Here is a 16,615-nt window from a genome sequence, read left to right on the forward strand (position 1 = left end):
ACAAACCCATAATTCTATAGGAATGATGATGCGCCCCCTTTTTCGTGTCTCTCTCCTGGCAAGCGCGATAGCATTTGCGCTGCCAGCGCTCGCCGCTGATAACACACAAACAGATAAAGCCCCCGCAGATAAAAAAGCTGACGACATTACCGTCGTCGGCAACTGGCTCGATAACCCAGACACCAGCACCGTGCTGCTTAACCACCCCGGCGCACGCTCGATCGTTACAGATCAGCAGCTTCGTGAGCAAGGTTCAGAGACGCTAGCCGATGCGCTAAAAGGCATTCCGGGCGTGCAGGTGCGTGACAGCAACGGCACCGGCGGCAGCGACATTTCCCTTAACGTTGGCGTGCGCGGCCTGACTTCTCGCCTGTCCCCACGTTCAACCATCCTGATGGACGGCGTGCCGCTCGCGGTTGCCCCTTACGGCCAGCCACAGCTTTCCATGGCGCCGCTGGGCATGGGCAACATTCAGTCCGTGGACGTGGTTCGAGGCGGCGGCGCAGTGCGTTATGGGCCGCAAAACGTTGGCGGCGTGATTAACTTTGTTACTCGCGACATTCCGAAAGAGTTTGGCGGCACCGTCAGCGCGCAGACCCAGGGCGCCAGCCACGGTGGCCTGAAAACGCTGACCAGCGCGTCCGTGGGCGGCACGGCGGATAACGGCTTTGGTGCAGAACTGCTCTACTCCGGCCTGCACGGCCAGGGCTACCGTGAAAGCAACGACAATACCGACATCGACGATTTCATGCTGAAGACCAAGTACAACTTCACCGATCGCGATGAGCTGCAGGCTAACTTCCACTATTACGAAGCACAGTCAGGTATGCCAGGCGGCCTGACGACCGCACAGTATGCAAAAGATCCGTTCCAGTCGGACCGCCGCTGGGACAGCTTTGAAGGCCGCCGCAAGGATATGTCCTTCAAATATAAGCACACAGAAGACGATAAAAAGCTGGAAGTCCTGACCTACTTTACCGACAGCTACCGCAGCAGCGATCTGGAGTATTTCAAGGGCAACAAACGTACCCTGAACTCAGCGCCTCGCAACTACTCCACCTGGGCGATTGAGCCAACCTATTCTCAGCTGTTCCGCTTCTGGGATATGTCTCATGAAGTCACCCTGGGCTACCGCTACCTGAACGAAACGTCGGACGAGAAAGGTTACCGCACGCCAAAAGCGTATGATCCTGCGACAACCTTCACCAAACCGGACATGACCGAGTACTACCAGCACAGCTCGGGCGGTACTGCAGCGAACGCTTTCTATATTGATGATGCCATCAACGTCAGCGACTGGACGATTACGCCGGGTCTGCGCTATGAAAGCATCAAAACGCACACCAGCGACTCCTTCCAGAACATCGATCGCGAGAAGACCTACAGCCAGCCGCTGCCTTCTATCAGCGTGATGTACCATATGTCTGATGCCTGGAAACTGTTCGCCAACGCCAGCACCTCCTTCGGCAGTATGCAGTACTTCCAGCTGACCCGCGGCGGCAGCGGCAATCAGCCGGCAGCCGGCCTGACCCCGGAAAAAGCGCATACCTATGAGTTCGGTACCCGTTATGACGACACCGCGCTGAAGGCTGAAGCGACGCTGTTCTACATCGACTTCGACGATCAGCTGCAGTACATCAACAACATTGTGGGCTGGACGAACCTCGGTGCAACCAAACACCAGGGCCTTGAACTGGCGCTAAATTACGATCTAAGCGAAGTCGACCGCGCACTGGACGGCGTGAGCGTTTACACCACGTACACCTACACCAAAGCCACCAGTGACAAAGGGGACTTCGCCGGGAAAGATCTGCCGTTCTACTCTCGCCAGGTGTACACCGTGGGCACCCGCTACGCGACCGGTAACTGGGTATGGAATCTGGACAGTTTTGCACAGTCTAAACAGAGCTCTCCGGGTACCGGGCCGAACTACATCACCGACGAAAGCGCGGACGGGCAGTTTGGTAATATCGCAGGCTATATGGTGTGGAATATGCGCGGCGAGTACGACTTTGGGCCGTCGCTGTCTCACCTGAAGCTGGGTGCCGGGATTAAAAACCTGTTCGATCAGCGTTATTACACGCGTTCGAATGACAATAACTCCGGGAAATACGTAGGCGAGCCGCGTACCTACTTCGTACAGGCTTCGATGGCGTTCTGATAACGACCCTCACCCTAACCCTCTCCCTAAAAGGGAGAGGGGATAAAACGGTATTTCTCCCCTGCCTTCTGGGGAGAGAGAGGGGAAAATTACGCCAGATCCCCGCCGTTACTGGCAATCACCTTCTTATACCAGTAGAACGACTTCTTCGGCGTGCGCGCCAGCGTTCCCTGCCCTTCATCATCACGATCGACATACACAAAGCCGTAGCGTTTGCTCATCTCGCCGGTTGACGCTGACACCAGGTCAATGCAGCCCCACGAGGTGTAGCCCATGACCGGAATACCGTCCTCAATTGCCTCACCCATAGCTTTAATGTGTTCCCGCAGATAGCTGATGCGGTACTCATCATTGATTTCCCCGTCGGCATTCACCTCGTCCTTCGCGCCCAGCCCGTTCTCTACCAGGAACAGCGGTTTCTGGTAGCGGTCGTACATCATGTTCATGGTGATGCGCAGGCCGAGCGGGTCGATGCCCCAACCCCACTGGCTGAAAGTAATGTGCGGGTTCTTGAGCGATTTAATGATGTTAGCCGGGTTGGTATTCCCCTCGTTCATGTCTGCCGAAGCGCAGCGCGAGGCGTAATAGCTGAAGGAGACAAAATCGACGGTGTTCTTCAGGATCTCGTCGTCGCCAGGCTCGGTGACAATCTTAATCCCTTTCTCACGGAACATTCGTCCCGCGTAAGCGGGATAAGCGCCGCGCGCCTGCACGTCAATAAAAAACAGATTTTCGCGGTCTTTCTCGAGCGCCGCCCAAACGTCCTCCGGCTTGCAGCTGTACGGGTAGAAGTTCCCCCCCGCCAGCATGCAGCCAACCTGATTTACCGGGTTAACTTCATGGGCGATTTTAGTGACCAGCGCGCTGGCCACCAGCTCGTGGTGCGCGGCCTGGTACATCACCTGCTCTTTGTTATCGCCTGCTTCAAAGACCAGCCCCGCGCCAGAGAACGGGCTGTGCAACATGATGTTGATTTCATTGAAGGTAAGCCAGTATTTCACCAGGCCGTCGAACGCCTCAAAGCAGGTGCGCGCATAGCGGCTGAAAAACTTCACCATTTTACGGTTGCGCCATGAGCCGTATTCCTGCACCAGGTGCATCGGCACATCGAAGTGACACAGCGTCACCAGCGGTTCGATGTTGTATTTCTTGCACTCGGCAAACAGGTCGCGGTAGAACGCGATCCCTTCCGGGTTCGGCGTCGTTTCATCCCCTTTGGGAAATAGTCGGCTCCACGCAATGGAGGTTCGGAAAACGGTGAAGCCCATTTCTGCCAGCAGTGCGATGTCGTCTTTATAGCGATGGTAAAAATCTATGGCCTCGTGGCTCGGATAAAATTCATCGTCGCGCAGCGCAAACCGCTTTTCCACCCCGAGCTTTACCCCAAGGCGGTTGTCGCCATGGGGGATCATATCGACGGTGCTTAACCCCTTGCCGCCGGCCTGGTACGCGCCCTCAGCCTGATTAGCCGCGATAGCGCCGCCCCACAAAAATCCTTTTGGAAAAACTGTCTCAGCCATGCTTACCTCTGCTTAAAGTGTTTTTACTGCATTATCTGGTCGTACAAACGCCGTGCTGCTGCCCTGCTCTTTGGCTTTCGGCTCCTCGACGGGAATATCGTCAAAGCCGAGAATAAGCGTAGTAATAAACGACAGCACCACGGCCAGAATCATCACCGCCCCCACCCAAACGATGCTCATCGGGTTGGCAGGATCGAAGAACTGCACGCTGGTGAACAGCCCCGGTGAAGCCATGGAATGGCTGGCGAGCCCGCCAATACCGGCGACGGCACCGCAAATATAACCGCTGATAAGGCAGGCAACCAGCGGGCGTTTCAGCCGCACCGCGACGCCGTAAAGCGCAGGCTCTGAAATGCCAGCCACGATTGCTGAGGCTGCGGCAGCAAGCGCCGTCTGACGCAGTTCAGGGTTTTTCGTTCGCCAGGCGACGGCCAAAGACGACCCGCCGAGGGACAGGTTAGCGCCAATTTCCGACGGCATAACCATGCCTTCTTTGCCTGTTTCGGCGATGGTCTGGATAATCGTTGGCGTAAACACGCGGTGCATGCCGGTCATCACCAGCAGCGGCCAGATAGCCCCCATGATGGCGACGGAAAGCCAGCCCAGATAACCGTGAACGGTGTACACCAGCGAGGAGATCCCGCTGCCAATCAAGATACCTAACGGCCCAATCAGTAAAATCGCTATCGGCGCGGAAACCAGCACAATCAGCATCGGCTTGAGGAAGTTTTTGGTCACCGCTGGCGTAATGCGATCCACGCCTTTTTCGATGTACGACAGCAGCCAGGTCATCACCAGCGCGGGGATCACGGTGTAGGTGTATTTCACGGCGGTGACGGGTATGCCCATAAAATCAACCGACTGCCCCTGGGCCGCCTTCGCCATCAGGTCAATAAAGGCCGGATGTACCAGCACCCCGGCGATAGCAATCGCCAGCGACATGTTGGTTTTAAATTTCACGGCGGCAGAAGCCGCCACCATCACCGGCAGGAAGAAGAAAGCGCCGTCGCCGATGAGGTTAAGAATGGTAAGCGTCGAGGAGGTCGTTTCAAATACCCCGGTCATCGCGAGGATCATCGCCAGCAGCTTCACCATCGAGCCGCCGATAATCGCCGGGATAAGCGGCGACATGGTGCCAATCAGCGCATCCAGGATGCCCGCGCCGATGCGTTTCAGGGTCAGTTTGCCCTTTGCCGCCTGCGGCCTGTCGCCAGCCCCTTCGGGGAGATATTTCAGCACTTCAGCGTAGGCCTGAGACACCGTGTTACCGATAATGACCTGACATTGCTGGTCGTTTTTCACCACGCCAAGCACGCCGGAAATGGCCTTCAGCCGGGCACTGTCCACCCTTGCATCGTCCTGTAATACAAAGCGCAGCCGCGTCATGCAATGGGTTACCGCCACCACGTTTTCCGCGCCGCCTAAAGCCTCAACAATCTGTCGGGATACTGCCTCGTACTTGTTAGCCATGAGGTGAAACTCTCTTGTTATGATTTTGTAGGTAACCGGTTCCACACAATCATGTGTAGTTGAAAATCAGATCACAATGATTATTTTTATTGAGATCGATTTTTGTGATTTACATCGAAATACAGGCTGCGCTGCGTCCTGGCCGCGAAAAGTGTAAAATGGTCAGAAATGACGAACTTACGAGAAGCCTTTATGTCGACGATGCAAGAAGTGGCGAAAAAAGCAGGCGTATCAAAGGCGACCGTTTCGCGAGTGTTGTCGGGCAAGGGCTACGTGAGCGAGGCCACTAAAACGCAGGTGTACCAGGCCATTCAGGAAACGGGATATCGCCCTAATCTGCTGGCACGCAATCTGGCGACCAGCAAATCAGGCTACATCGGCCTGGTGGTGACCAACACGTTGTACAGCGGGAACTATTTTAGCGAACTGCTTTCCCAGGCTGCGCTGAAGCTCGAAGCCAGCGGGCGGCAGCTAATTTTGGTCGACGGCAAACACAGCGCTCAGGAAGAGCAGGCTGCCGTGCAGTTTCTGCTCGATTTGCACTGCGACGCGGTGATCATTTACCCGCGTTTTTTAAGCGTGGATGAGATGGATGCGCTGATTGAGCAGCATAAGCAGCCGATCATGGTGATGAACCGCAAGCTGCGTAAACACCAGAGCCACTGCATTTGCTGCGATCACAAAGGCTCCAGCTTCAAGGCCACGCGCTACCTGATTGACCAGGGCCATCGGGATATCGCCTTTATCACCGGCGTCCTCGACTCCCCCACGGCGAGAGAGCGTCTGTCTGGCTACCGCGAAGCGCTGGAGCAGGCCGGGCTGCCGGTCCGGGACGAGCTTATCGCCACCGGAAAATGGACGCCTGCCAGCGGGTCGGCGGCGGTAGAAACGCTGCTCTCAGCGAAACTAGATTTTAGCGCCCTGGTCGCCAGCAACGATGACATGGCTATCGGCGCTATCAGCAGGCTCGGCCAGTCGGGACTGTCGGTGCCGCGCGATGTGTCGGTTATTGGCTTTGATAATGTCCCGACCGGGGCTTTTCTCACCCCGCCGCTGTCGAGCGTGAAAGAGCCGGTGAGCGAGATGATCCATGAAGTGATTAACCGCCTGACGGCGATGCTGGACGGCGGCTATTTCTCACGGGATAACTTGTACAGTTCTGAGATGATCGTGCGCGATTCTGTGACGAAAGGACCGTATTTTCAGCCAAAATAAGGTAAAAAAAGGAGCGAAATTCGCTCCTTTTCTGTCATTAAGCTCGGCTACCAAACACCGCTTCTACGGCAAAAGCAGCAATTTGCCCATCCTGCTCTTTCGTGGCCCCCGACACGCCAATCGCGCCAATAACCGCGCCCTCCGCGTTGCGCAGCGGGATACCGCCGTCAATGCCCACCAGCCCACCGTTGCTGTTCTCCAGCGAATACGCCGGGCCGTTCGGGTGCAAATTAGCGCCGACATCTTCGCTATTGGCCTGGAACAGCACCGCCGTACGCGCTTTGCGAATGGCGATATCAATGGTGGCCAGGAATGTCCCGTCCATGCGGGCAAAGGCCGTCAGGTGGCCGCCGCTGTCCAACACCACCACGGAAACCGGAGGAAAGCGGTGGGCCTCCACCGCCGTTTTGACGCCGGCGATCAGCGCTTCTGCAAGCACTAAACTGACTGTCATGATGAAAACCTCAATGTGCTAACGGCGGATGTTTTTTGGCGTCAATAACCGCCCAGGTGTGGATCAGCAGGCCAAAGACCGCCAGAATTGCCCCGACCCAGCCGGTGGACTCCCAGCCAAAGCCTGCGGAAATGGTCACCCCACCAAGCCAGGCGCCTAACGCGTTGGCAATGTTGAACGCCGAGTGGTTCATCGCCGCCGCCATAGTTTGCGCGTCACCGGCCACGTCCATCAGGCGAATTTGCAGCACCGAAGAAAGCGACACCATTGTGCCCACCAGCATCACGGTGACCGCGCCCAGCCACGGATAGTGCGAGGTGTAAACGTAAGCGCTGAGCACCAGAATCGCCCAAATCAGCAGCAGGCGAATGGTTTTCTCCAGCCCGCGATCCGCCAGACGGCCGCCGACGATATTGCCGACAATCATGCCCAGGCCGAACATCGACAGGATCACCGGGATCATGCCTACCGACTGGTGCGCCAGCTCCAGCATCGTTGGCTTAACGTAGCTGAAGACGGAGAACATTCCGCCGCTGCCAATCGCGCCGATAGCCAGCGTCAGCAGCACCTGCTTGCGGGTCAATGCGGTCAGCTCACGCAGAGGGCTGGCGTCTTTATCCCCGGCATGCCACGGTACCCAGATCCACACCAGAATCAGCGTCAGCACGGCAAGCCCGCCCACGATAGCAAACGCGCTGCGCCAGCCGAATAGCTGCCCAATGGCCGCCACGGCGGGCACGCCCAGTAAGTTGGCTATCGTCAGGCCGAGCAGCACCATCGACACCGCCTGCGCCCGCTTCGAACGCTCCACAAGGCTTGCCGCCAGCAAAGCCGCGACGCCAAAGAACGTGCCGTGCGGGAAACCGGCCAGGAAGCGCGCCAGCATCATGGAGTAATAGCCTGGTGCAAAAGCGCTCAACAGGTTGCCAACGGCAAACATCGCCATCAGGGCAATCAGAAAGTCACGCCTCGCCATGCGGGCACCCAGCACCGCCAGCAGCGGAGCGCCAACCACCACGCCCAGCGCATAAATGCTGATCAGGTGGCCTGCAGAAGGAATAGAAACGTGCAGTCCGTTTGCGGCATCGGGTAGCAGTCCCATGATGACGAATTCGCCGGTACCGATGGCGAAGCCGCCCATGCCGAGCGCGAACAGCGCTTTTAGCAGCCCCGCTCGCGACAGGGAAACCGTCTCGGCCCCCTGTTCCAGGGTTTGTTCATTCAGTGATGACATAGTTTTTTTGACTTGTACAGGTGAACAACAAAATACGCCCCGGCGCGATTCAGCGGGACGCGGGAGAGAACTAAAGCGATGTTTTCCGGTGCGGAGGTGCCATAAATTCGGCCCCCAGCGGGGTGCTAATATACCTGGCTAAAATGTGATCAATATCGCATTTGTCTTCGGCGGTCAACGTCCAGCCGGACACGTCTTCCACCCCGTTGAGCTGTTCAGGACGACGAGCGCCCCACAGCGCAATGGTTGGGCCGGCATCCAGCACCCAGCGCAGTGCCAGGGCCATCACGCTCTTGCCGTAGCGCTCTGCAGCAAACGCTTTCAATGCTTCGACTGCGGCCAGATACTGCGCAAAGCGCGGCGGCTGGAATTTCGGATCAAAGCTGCGCAGGTCGCCTTCGCCAAACGCGGTTTCCGGCGTCATGCGGCCGGACAGCAAGCCCCGGCAAATCGCGCCGTAGGCCAGCACCACCATCTGATGGTATTTCGCATAGGGCAGAAGGTCCGTTTCTGTCGCGCCGCGTTCAAACAGGTTGAGCGGTGGCTGCATGGTTGCCAGCGGCGCGGCGCTGCGGAATCTGTCCATTTGCGCTGGGGAATAGTTGCTGACGCCGAGGGCGCGGAATTTCCCCTGCTGATGCAGCGTTTCCAGCACACGCGCGGTTTCGTCTATCGCCACTAAATCGTCCGGCCAGTGTACCTGGTACAGGTCGATATAATCCGTTTGCAGGCGGCGAAGCGAGTCTTCAATTTCCTGACGAATGCGCTGCGGCGTGGAATTACGCGTCACCCGCCCGGCGTCGTCCCAGTCCAGCGCCACTTTGGTGGCAATAATCGCCTTGTCCCGTCGGCCCACCAGCGCTTTGCCCACTACCTCTTCGGAATGCCCAAAGCCGTACACCGGCGCGGTATCAATAAGGTTGATGCCGCGCTCCAGCGCCTCGTGCAGCGTCGCTATCGACTGCCCGTCGTGGCTGCCGCCCCACATGCTGCCGCCAATGGCCCACGTGCCCAGGCCGATACGGCTGACGGGCTCAGCGATGCCCGCGATGTGAATTGTTTCGATTGCCATGATTTACCCCTGTCTGTTCTGTGAACCAATTGTAACTCATGTTAAGTTGAATTAATTTCAACGAACCCTTGATGACAGAGGCCCCTTTTATGCCGGTTCCGGTCCGTGGTGAACTCGCCGATCTCAACGTTTTTTTGACCATCTGCCGCCGGAAAAGCTTCCGCCTCGCCGCCTCTGAGCTGGGCGTGTCTACCTCCGCGCTAAGCCACACGATGCGCGGTCTGGAGGAGCGACTTGGGGTGCGCCTGCTCAACCGCACCAGCCGCTCCGTTGTGCCTACCGACGCCGGTGAAGCGCTGCTTGGGCATCTGGAAACGGGGTTTTCCCATATCCGTATGGCGCTTGATGAGCTGGATCATTACCGCGAATCCCCGGTCGGACGGCTGCGGATCAATATCCCGCGAGACGCCGCCCAGCTGCTGTTTGCGCCCGTACTGGCAAAATTTATGGCGATGTACCCCCGGCTGCAGATGGAGATTACCGTCGATAACACGCTGGTTGATATTATCGGCAGCGGCTACGACGCCGGGATTCGCTACGGGGAGAGCGTCCCTAAAGACATGATTGCGATGCCCGTGACGCGCAAGCTTAGGTGGATTGTGGTGGCCTCGCCGCAGTATTTAACCTCTACCGCGCACCTCCCACTGAACCACCCGGACGATCTCTTTCAGCACCAGTGCATCCGGATGCGGCTCGGCAACGGCACGCTGTATAAATGGGAGCTTAACCGGGGCAAAGAGGCGCTGGCGCTGGATGTACCCGGCTCGCTGATCCTCAATGAAAGCGAAATGATCATTGATACCGCCCTGAACGGCTTCGGGCTGGCGTATTGCCTGGATGTGCGAGTGCGGCCGCTGCTGGAGAGCGGGCAGCTGGTGCAGGTTATTCCGGAGTGGGTGTGTGAAGATGAACCAATGGTGATGTATTACCCCAGCCGCAGGCAGCTCCATCCCGGCCTACGCCGGCTTATCGAGATGATGCGGGAGGCCACGCTGTACTGATTTTTCTCGGGTAGAAGAAACAACAACTAGTTATGAAGCGGGTGAGAGGCGCTCACCCGCCCAACGTCTTATTCCGCTTTCGCAGGCTTCAGGCGCTGAGTCAGACCACGCAGGAAGTAGCGCAGGAACTGATCGCCGCACTCGCGGTAGTTTTTATGATCCGGGTTACGCATCATGGCGGTAATTTCCGGCATAGAAATGCGGAACTGCTGGGCGGTCAGGATCTCCAGCACGTCGTCAGACTTCAGCTCAAAGGCGATACGCAGCTTTTTCAGAATAATGTTGTTGGTCATCCGACGCTCAAGCTTCGGCTCCGGCTTGCTTTCGTCTTTGCCGCGTTTGAAGTAGATCAAACCGTTAAGAAAGTTCGCCATGATCAGATCCGGGCAGGCTTTAAAGCCTTCTTCGTCTTCTTTCTTTAACCACGGAACGATCTGTTCCGCAGGGACGTCGGTGCCGGTCAGGGCAAGGATCTTAACGATTCCATCGTTATTCAGGTTCAGCATGTAGCGAACGCTAAGCAGTACGTCATTATTCAACATGGGGCAATCTCAGGGCTCAAAAGCGGGCAGTATATAGAGAAGCGAACGCGTTGTAACAAAAACCGCGCGGATTTGTCCGCCGGAGCTAAATTTACCGGCGGTGAATTGGCACTCTTCAGGCTTAAGGGTAGACTCAATGGGCTAACTTTCATCCTAAAAGGCAATCATTTGATCCTACGACTTTGGCAAGAATCCGATCGTCCCTTCTTACGCACCCTTTACCTTCACGCCCGCCGCAAAGCCTGGCCCTGGCTCGACGGCAGCGCCTGGCAGCTCGAAGACTTTGACAGCGCCACTCAAGATGAACGCATCTGGGTAGCCGAAGATAACGGCCACCGCATCGGCTTCGCTTCCGTCTGGGTGCAGGATAACTTCCTGCATAACCTGTTCGTCAGCCCGGAACATCAGGGAACGGGCGCGGGAAAGGCGCTGCTGAAGAAAGTGCAGAGTGAATTTACCGCAACGGGTTCGCTAAAGTGCCTGGCGAGAAATGAACACGCGATTGAGTTTTATCGGCGTAACGGCTGGCATATTGAGGCGCCGGGAGAGGGGCCGGACGGTGAATACTATTTGATGCATTTTGTGTTGAGGTAGTCCTCCCACCGACAGTAACTGAATAGAGAATAAAGGAAAAGGGTAGCGTGGCTAATTTTACTTACGCTACGCCATTGTTACCATGACGCCGAAAGGCCGGGCGCTGGTTCAGTGCGGTATACCAGCGCTCAATTTCCGCCATCAGAGGATGAGCGAACGGCGTCATCTTCCAGCGATTAACCGACAGGCCAAGGACAATATCCGCGAGGGTAAACTGGCTGCCGGTTACCCATGCTCCGGTTTTCTGAAGTTGCTCATCGAGAATTTGCACACAACCTGTCCAGGCAGAAATGCTTTCCTGAATCTGATTCGCATCCTGAAAACGTGGATCCTTACGTACCAGAGCCATGAACGCATAGCGCCAGGCCGTGTTAAACTCCGTTGCCTGCCAGTCCATCCAGCGCTCGACGCCCGCCGCCCCTTGCGGTGTGGAAGGTAGCAGATCTTCCCGCCCCGCTTTGCGCGCCAGATAACGGCAGATGCTGTTCGACTCCCACAGTACAAAATCGTCATCCAGCAGTACCGGCACCAGGCTATTGGGATTGAGGGCAAGGAAATCCGCAGACTGAATCGACCGGAACCCGCTCCCATAATCTTCCTGCTGGTATTCCAGCCCCGACTCTTCGCAGGTCCACAGCACTTTGCGTACGTTAATTGATGAGCGTTTACCCAGTATTCTTATCATCGCCTGCAAACCTCAATCACAACAACGTGGTGTTTCACTTTTGCAAACAAAAACGCCTCTCCATGACGGGAGAGGCGTCTCGTTTTACACCGCTCTGAAGGCGATCTCGCTAGGGATTACGTCTCCGTTCCAGTAGAGCTGAGCCGCCACGCACCCCGCCAGGTCGCGGTACAGCGTAGTGATGTCGCTTTCCGGGCGATTAATGACCGTCGGCTTACCGGCGTCGAGGTCTTCACGCAGGGTAATGTGCAGCGGCAACTGCCCCAGCAGCGTGGTGTGATACTGCTGCGCCAGCTTCTCCGCGCCGCCGGTGCCGAAAATCGGCTCCTGGTGACCGCAGTTACTGCAGATATGAATACTCATATTCTCGACAATACCTACCACCGGCACCTCAACTTTCTCGAACATCACGATCCCTTTACGGGCGTCGATCAGCGCGATGTCCTGCGGCGTGGTCACGACCATCGCCCCGGTAACCGGAATGTTTTGCGCCAGCGTCAGCTGAATGTCACCGGTGCCCGGCGGCATATCGATCACCAGGTAATCCAGATCCGGCCACAGGGTTTCCTGCAGCATTTGCATCAGCGCTTTGCTGGCCATCGGGCCGCGCCACACCATGGCATTTTCGTCGGTGACGAGGTAACCGATCGAGTTGGTTGCCAGGCCGTGCGCCACGATCGGCGCCATGTGCTTGCCGTCCGGGGAGGTTGGGCGCTCGTGTTCGGCACCCAGCATGGTTGGGATCGACGGGCCGTAAATATCGGCATCCAGAATGCCGACTTTGGCCCCTTCGGCCGCCAGCGCCAGCGCCATGTTTACCGCGGTGGTTGATTTCCCCACCCCGCCTTTGCCGGAGCTGACGGCAATAATATTTTTAACGCCGTTAATGCCAGGCTGGTTTTTCACTCGCTTCAGCGTGGCGATGTGATGGCCTAGCTTCCAGTCTACTGCTTTCGCGCCGGTGATCCGCAGCAGGTCTGAACTGCAGGTCTCTTTCAGGGCGTCAAATCCGCTTTGCCAGGCGAACGGCATCTGCAGCTCAACGTGCAGCGTGTCGTCAAGCATGGCGACATGGTGCAGCGCTTTCAGCGCGGTGAGGTTGTGTTTCAAGGTAGGGTGCTGAAAATTAGCCAGGGTCCCGGCAACCATCGCGCGTAGCTGTTCCGGGGACTTGCTGGACGGGGATTGCGAATTCATCCCGACTCCTTATGTTTTTATCGGACATTGCAATCCGCTAAGCATACCAGAAACCACACCACCGATTCATATACGGTTATTGCGGGCTTTGGGGTTACTAAACAATTGCCAATCCGGTAATATCAAGTCCCCTTTTTTAAAATCAGAAGATGCAATTCCCACTATGACTCAACCCGCGAAGAAAATATTGGTAACGTGCGCCCTGCCGTACGCAAACGGCTCAATCCACCTCGGTCACATGCTGGAGCATATTCAGGCTGATGTCTGGGTCCGTTACCAACGAATGCGCGGCAACGAGGTTAACTTCATCTGCGCAGACGACGCCCACGGCACGCCTATCATGCTGAAAGCGCAGCAGCTGGGTATCACCCCAGAGCAGATGATTACCGAAATGAGTCAGGAGCATCAGACTGATTTTGCAGGCTTTAACATCAGCTATGATAACTATCACTCCACCCACAGCGACGAAAACCGCGAGCTGTCGGAGCTGATTTATGGCCGCCTGAAAGAGAACGGTTTTATTAAAAACCGCACTATCTCTCAGCTCTACGATCCGGAAAAAGGCATGTTCCTGCCGGACCGTTTTGTCAAAGGCACCTGCCCGAAATGTAAAGCCCCGGATCAGTACGGCGATAACTGCGAAGTGTGCGGCTCCACCTACAGCCCAACTGAGCTTATCGATCCAAAATCCGTGGTGTCCGGCGCGACGCCTGAAATGCGTGATTCCGAGCACTTCTTCTTCGACCTGCCCTCCTTCAGCGAAATGCTGCAGGCGTGGACCCGCAGCGGCGCGCTGCAGGAGCAGGTGGCGAACAAGATGCAGGAGTGGTTCGAATCTGGCCTGCAGCAGTGGGACATCTCCCGCGATGCACCATACTTCGGCTTCGAAATTCCGAACGCACCGGGCAAATATTTCTACGTCTGGCTGGATGCGCCAATCGGCTACATGGGCTCCTTTAAGAACCTGTGCGACAAGCGCGGCGACACCACCAGCTTCGACGAATACTGGAAGAAAGATTCTACGACCGAGCTGTATCATTTCATCGGCAAAGACATCGTGTACTTCCACAGCCTGTTCTGGCCGGCCATGCTCGAAGGCAGCAACTTCCGCAAGCCAACTAACCTGTTTGTTCACGGCTATGTGACGGTTAACGGCGCGAAGATGTCCAAGTCTCGCGGCACCTTTATCAAAGCCAGCACCTGGCTGAACCACTTTGACGCCGACAGCCTGCGCTACTACTACACCGCGAAGCTCTCTTCCCGCATCGACGATATCGACCTGAACCTGGAAGACTTCGTGCAGCGCGTGAACAGCGACATCGTCAACAAAGTGGTTAACCTGGCGTCCCGTAACGCCGGCTTTATCGCCAAGCGTTTTGACGGCGTGCTGGCCGCAGAGATTGCCGATGCAGAGCTGTATCAAACCTTCACCGACGCGGCAGAAAGCATCGGCGAAGCGTGGGACAGCCGCGAATTCGGCCGTGCTATTCGCGAAATCATGGCGCTGGCGGACATTGCTAACCGCTACGTGGACGAGCAGGCTCCGTGGGTGGTGGCTAAGCAGGAAGGTCGCGATGCCGATCTGCAGGCCATTTGCTCCATGGGCATCAACCTGTTCCGTGTGCTAATGACCTACCTGAAGCCGGTTCTGCCGTCGCTCACCGAGCGTACAGAAGCCTTCCTGAATGCTGAACTGAGCTGGGACAGCATCGCTACGCCGCTGCTGAACCACAAGGTAAACAGCTTCAAGGCGCTGTATAACCGCATCGAAACCAAACAGGTGGAAGCCCTGGTGGAAGCGTCTAAAGAAGAAGTGAAAGCGCTGAATGCGGCGCCGGTAACCGGCCCGCTGGCTGACGATCCGATTCAGGAGACCATCACCTTTGATGACTTCGCGAAAGTGGATATGCGTATTGCGCTGATTGAGAAAGCAGAATTCGTGGACGGCTCCGACAAGCTGCTACGCCTGACGCTGGATCTCGGCGGCGAAAAACGCAACGTCTTCTCCGGCATTCGTCCCGCTTACCCGGATCCGTCTAAGCTGGAAGGTCGCCTGACCGTGATGGTGGCCAACCTCGCTCCACGTAAGATGCGCTTTGGCGTGTCTGAGGGGATGGTGATGGCTGCAGGTCCTGGCGGGAAAGATATCTTCCTGCTGAGCCCGGACAGCGGTGCTCAGCCCGGCATGGCGGTTAAGTAACCGAGAAAAAACCCCGGAAATCCGGGGTTTTTTCTTATTAGGCGTCTCTTGCCTGCCCAACAGTTTTATCCTTCAGGAACAACACCATCAGGCCAAGCCAAACCACCCCGCCAAGAAGGTTAAACAGGCTGAACAGACCGTTGCCGCCGAACTGGTAGGCGTGCTTGCTCAGCTCAATACCGACGGTAAAGATCAGCATTTGCAGCATGCCCATCGCCGCCGACACCGTGCCTTTACTCATCTCGCTGGCAAACAACGTCAGGCGCACCAGGCCCGCATTCGCCAGGCCGATGCCAAAGGCGTACAGACTCAGGCCAGCGGTCATCCACAAATAAGCATGAGAAGAAACCACCGTAGCCACTGCCGCCACAATCAGGCCCGGCACAATCCACCAGCCGCCCATGATGATCAGGCTGCGCACGCTGCGCCGGGACGTCAGTTTGGCCAGAACCACGTTACCGAGGATCAGCGCGCCAAAGATGGGTACCTGCAGCAGACCGTATTCATAAGTGCTGAGATTCTCCCCGCTGATGATGATCACCGGCGACTGGGCAATCCACGCCAGCAGCGGCAGGCTTACAAAGCCCGTAGCCAGCGCACCCGAGACAAAACGCAGGTTTTTCAGCACCAGCTTGTAGTCATGCCCAAGTTCTTTCAGCGAAAGCTTTTCGCCAAGACGCGTCGCGGTTTCCGGCATCGCCTTGTGCAGCCCAAAGAAAGAGATAGCGGCCAGCAGCGCAAACAGCACGAACATCGTTTCCCACGGAGCGACGTGGATCCACGCCGCGCCGACCAGCGGCCCAAGCAGCGGCGCGATGAGCGCCACGTTAGCCATCAGCGCGGTTATCTTGATGCAAACCGACTCTTCGAACGATTCCTGAATAGCGGCGTAGCCCACCGCGCCAATAAAGCACAGGCTGACGCCCTGCAGGAAACGCAGGAAGGTGAACTGCTGAATATCCTGGGCCAGCAGCGTTGCAAGGCAGGTGACAATAAACCAGACTACGCCGGTCAGCATCACCGGGCGGCGGCCAATACGGTCAGACAGCGGCCCGAGCAGCCACTGCAGGAACATCCCGCCCGCCAGGTAAGCCGTCATTGAGGTCGGCACCCATTCCACGCCCGCCTGGAACTGATCCACCACGGCCAGCATGCCCGGCTGGATCATGTCATTGCCGATGTAAGTTGAGAATTCGTAGAGCACCAGGCAGAGCGGGAACAGCAGCGCCTGACGGCCTAACGTTTTGTTAGCTATCGTATTATGTTGCAT

At 56.9% G+C, this 16,615-nt stretch carries 14 protein-coding genes; 5 read left to right on the forward strand and 9 right to left on the reverse strand.

Features of this window, described 5'->3' with window-relative positions; all coding sequences use genetic code 11:
* The first annotated feature begins 28 nt into the window (after positions 1 to 28).
* Entirely contained in the window at positions 29 to 2,161 is a 2,133-nt protein-coding gene (locus A936_RS04790; protein ID WP_008455176.1) for a TonB-dependent receptor family protein, read from the forward strand.
* An 89-nt stretch (positions 2,162 to 2,250) separates the two neighbouring features.
* On the opposite strand, the gene A936_RS04795 is transcribed toward A936_RS04790, so the two are convergent.
* Positions 2,251 to 3,681 (reverse strand): 6-phospho-beta-glucosidase, encoded by a 1,431-nt coding sequence (locus A936_RS04795; protein WP_008455178.1) that lies wholly within the window; start codon positions 3,679 to 3,681, stop codon positions 2,251 to 2,253.
* A 12-nt stretch (positions 3,682 to 3,693) separates the two neighbouring features.
* Positions 3,694 to 5,151, reverse strand: coding sequence for a PTS cellobiose/arbutin/salicin transporter subunit IIBC (gene ascF / locus A936_RS04800; protein ID WP_008455179.1), 1,458 nt, complete (start codon positions 5,149 to 5,151; stop codon positions 3,694 to 3,696).
* 201 nt (positions 5,152 to 5,352) lie between these two features.
* Between ascF and A936_RS04805 the strand changes: the two genes are divergently transcribed.
* Positions 5,353 to 6,366, forward strand: coding sequence for a LacI family DNA-binding transcriptional regulator (locus A936_RS04805; protein WP_434082307.1), 1,014 nt, complete (start codon positions 5,353 to 5,355; stop codon positions 6,364 to 6,366).
* Between the two features lie 37 nt (positions 6,367 to 6,403).
* Here A936_RS04805 and A936_RS04810 read toward each other — a convergent pair whose 3' ends face one another.
* The 3 genes from A936_RS04810 to A936_RS04820 form a co-directional block, all read right to left on the reverse strand.
* Positions 6,404 to 6,820, reverse strand: coding sequence for a GlcG/HbpS family heme-binding protein (locus A936_RS04810; RefSeq protein WP_008455181.1), 417 nt, complete (start codon positions 6,818 to 6,820; stop codon positions 6,404 to 6,406).
* A gap of 10 nt (positions 6,821 to 6,830) precedes the next feature.
* On the reverse strand, positions 6,831 to 8,054 hold the full coding sequence (locus A936_RS04815) for an MFS transporter (protein WP_008455182.1): 1,224 nt from the start codon (positions 8,052 to 8,054) through the stop codon (positions 6,831 to 6,833).
* A gap of 70 nt (positions 8,055 to 8,124) precedes the next feature.
* On the reverse strand, positions 8,125 to 9,126 hold the full coding sequence (locus A936_RS04820; protein ID WP_008455183.1) for an aldo/keto reductase: 1,002 nt from the start codon (positions 9,124 to 9,126) through the stop codon (positions 8,125 to 8,127).
* 71 nt (positions 9,127 to 9,197) lie between these two features.
* Between A936_RS04820 and A936_RS04825 the strand changes: the two genes are divergently transcribed.
* The gene (locus A936_RS04825) at positions 9,198 to 10,127 is read left to right on the forward strand and encodes a LysR family transcriptional regulator (protein WP_008455185.1); all 930 of its coding nucleotides are present in this window, start codon (positions 9,198 to 9,200) and stop codon (positions 10,125 to 10,127) included.
* A gap of 68 nt (positions 10,128 to 10,195) precedes the next feature.
* On the opposite strand, the gene A936_RS04830 is transcribed toward A936_RS04825, so the two are convergent.
* Entirely contained in the window at positions 10,196 to 10,669 is a 474-nt protein-coding gene (locus A936_RS04830; RefSeq protein WP_008455188.1) for a YehS family protein, read from the reverse strand.
* A 168-nt stretch (positions 10,670 to 10,837) separates the two neighbouring features.
* On the opposite strand from A936_RS04830, the gene A936_RS04835 reads away from it, so the two are divergent.
* Positions 10,838 to 11,263 (forward strand): GNAT family N-acetyltransferase, encoded by a 426-nt coding sequence (locus A936_RS04835; RefSeq protein WP_008455191.1) that lies wholly within the window; start codon positions 10,838 to 10,840, stop codon positions 11,261 to 11,263.
* 61 nt (positions 11,264 to 11,324) lie between these two features.
* Here the strand turns inward: A936_RS04835 and A936_RS04840 are convergent, their stop codons facing one another.
* Entirely contained in the window at positions 11,325 to 11,948 is a 624-nt protein-coding gene (locus A936_RS04840; RefSeq protein WP_008455193.1) for a glutathione S-transferase family protein, read from the reverse strand.
* A gap of 84 nt (positions 11,949 to 12,032) precedes the next feature.
* Entirely contained in the window at positions 12,033 to 13,145 is a 1,113-nt protein-coding gene (gene apbC / locus A936_RS04845; protein ID WP_008455195.1) for an iron-sulfur cluster carrier protein ApbC, read from the reverse strand.
* Between the two features lie 163 nt (positions 13,146 to 13,308).
* Here apbC and metG point away from each other — a divergent pair, with 163 nt between their 5' ends.
* Entirely contained in the window at positions 13,309 to 15,345 is a 2,037-nt protein-coding gene (gene metG, locus A936_RS04850) for a methionine--tRNA ligase (protein WP_008455197.1), read from the forward strand.
* A 37-nt stretch (positions 15,346 to 15,382) separates the two neighbouring features.
* Here metG and A936_RS04855 read toward each other — a convergent pair whose 3' ends face one another.
* Positions 15,383 to 16,615: an MFS transporter gene (locus tag A936_RS04855; RefSeq protein WP_008455199.1), complete on the reverse strand. Its 1,233-nt coding sequence runs from the start codon at positions 16,613 to 16,615 to the stop codon at positions 15,383 to 15,385.

This window comes from Enterobacter sp. Ag1 (assembly GCA_000277545.1).
In the GTDB taxonomy this organism is placed as follows: Bacteria; Pseudomonadota; Gammaproteobacteria; order Enterobacterales; family Enterobacteriaceae; genus Cedecea.

Excerpts from the sequence above, each read along its gene's own strand:
- A936_RS04790 (WP_008455176.1), top strand. The coding sequence starts at position 29 with ATGCGCCCCCTTTTTCGTGTCTCTCTCCTGGCAAGCGCGATAGCATTT.
- A936_RS04795 (WP_008455178.1), bottom strand. The coding sequence starts at position 3,681 with ATGGCTGAGACAGTTTTTCCAAAAGGATTTTTGTGGGGCGGCGCTATC.
- ascF (WP_008455179.1), bottom strand. The coding sequence starts at position 5,151 with ATGGCTAACAAGTACGAGGCAGTATCCCGACAGATTGTTGAGGCTTTA.
- A936_RS04805 (WP_434082307.1), top strand. The coding sequence starts at position 5,353 with ATGCAAGAAGTGGCGAAAAAAGCAGGCGTATCAAAGGCGACCGTTTCG.
- A936_RS04810 (WP_008455181.1), bottom strand. The coding sequence starts at position 6,820 with ATGACAGTCAGTTTAGTGCTTGCAGAAGCGCTGATCGCCGGCGTCAAA.
- A936_RS04815 (WP_008455182.1), bottom strand. The coding sequence starts at position 8,054 with ATGTCATCACTGAATGAACAAACCCTGGAACAGGGGGCCGAGACGGTT.
- A936_RS04820 (WP_008455183.1), bottom strand. The coding sequence starts at position 9,126 with ATGGCAATCGAAACAATTCACATCGCGGGCATCGCTGAGCCCGTCAGC.
- A936_RS04825 (WP_008455185.1), top strand. The coding sequence starts at position 9,198 with ATGACAGAGGCCCCTTTTATGCCGGTTCCGGTCCGTGGTGAACTCGCC.
- A936_RS04830 (WP_008455188.1), bottom strand. The coding sequence starts at position 10,669 with ATGTTGAATAATGACGTACTGCTTAGCGTTCGCTACATGCTGAACCTG.
- A936_RS04840 (WP_008455193.1), bottom strand. The coding sequence starts at position 11,948 with ATGATAAGAATACTGGGTAAACGCTCATCAATTAACGTACGCAAAGTG.
- apbC (WP_008455195.1), bottom strand. The coding sequence starts at position 13,145 with ATGAATTCGCAATCCCCGTCCAGCAAGTCCCCGGAACAGCTACGCGCG.
- metG (WP_008455197.1), top strand. The coding sequence starts at position 13,309 with ATGACTCAACCCGCGAAGAAAATATTGGTAACGTGCGCCCTGCCGTAC.
- A936_RS04855 (WP_008455199.1), bottom strand. The coding sequence starts at position 16,615 with ATGCAACATAATACGATAGCTAACAAAACGTTAGGCCGTCAGGCGCTG.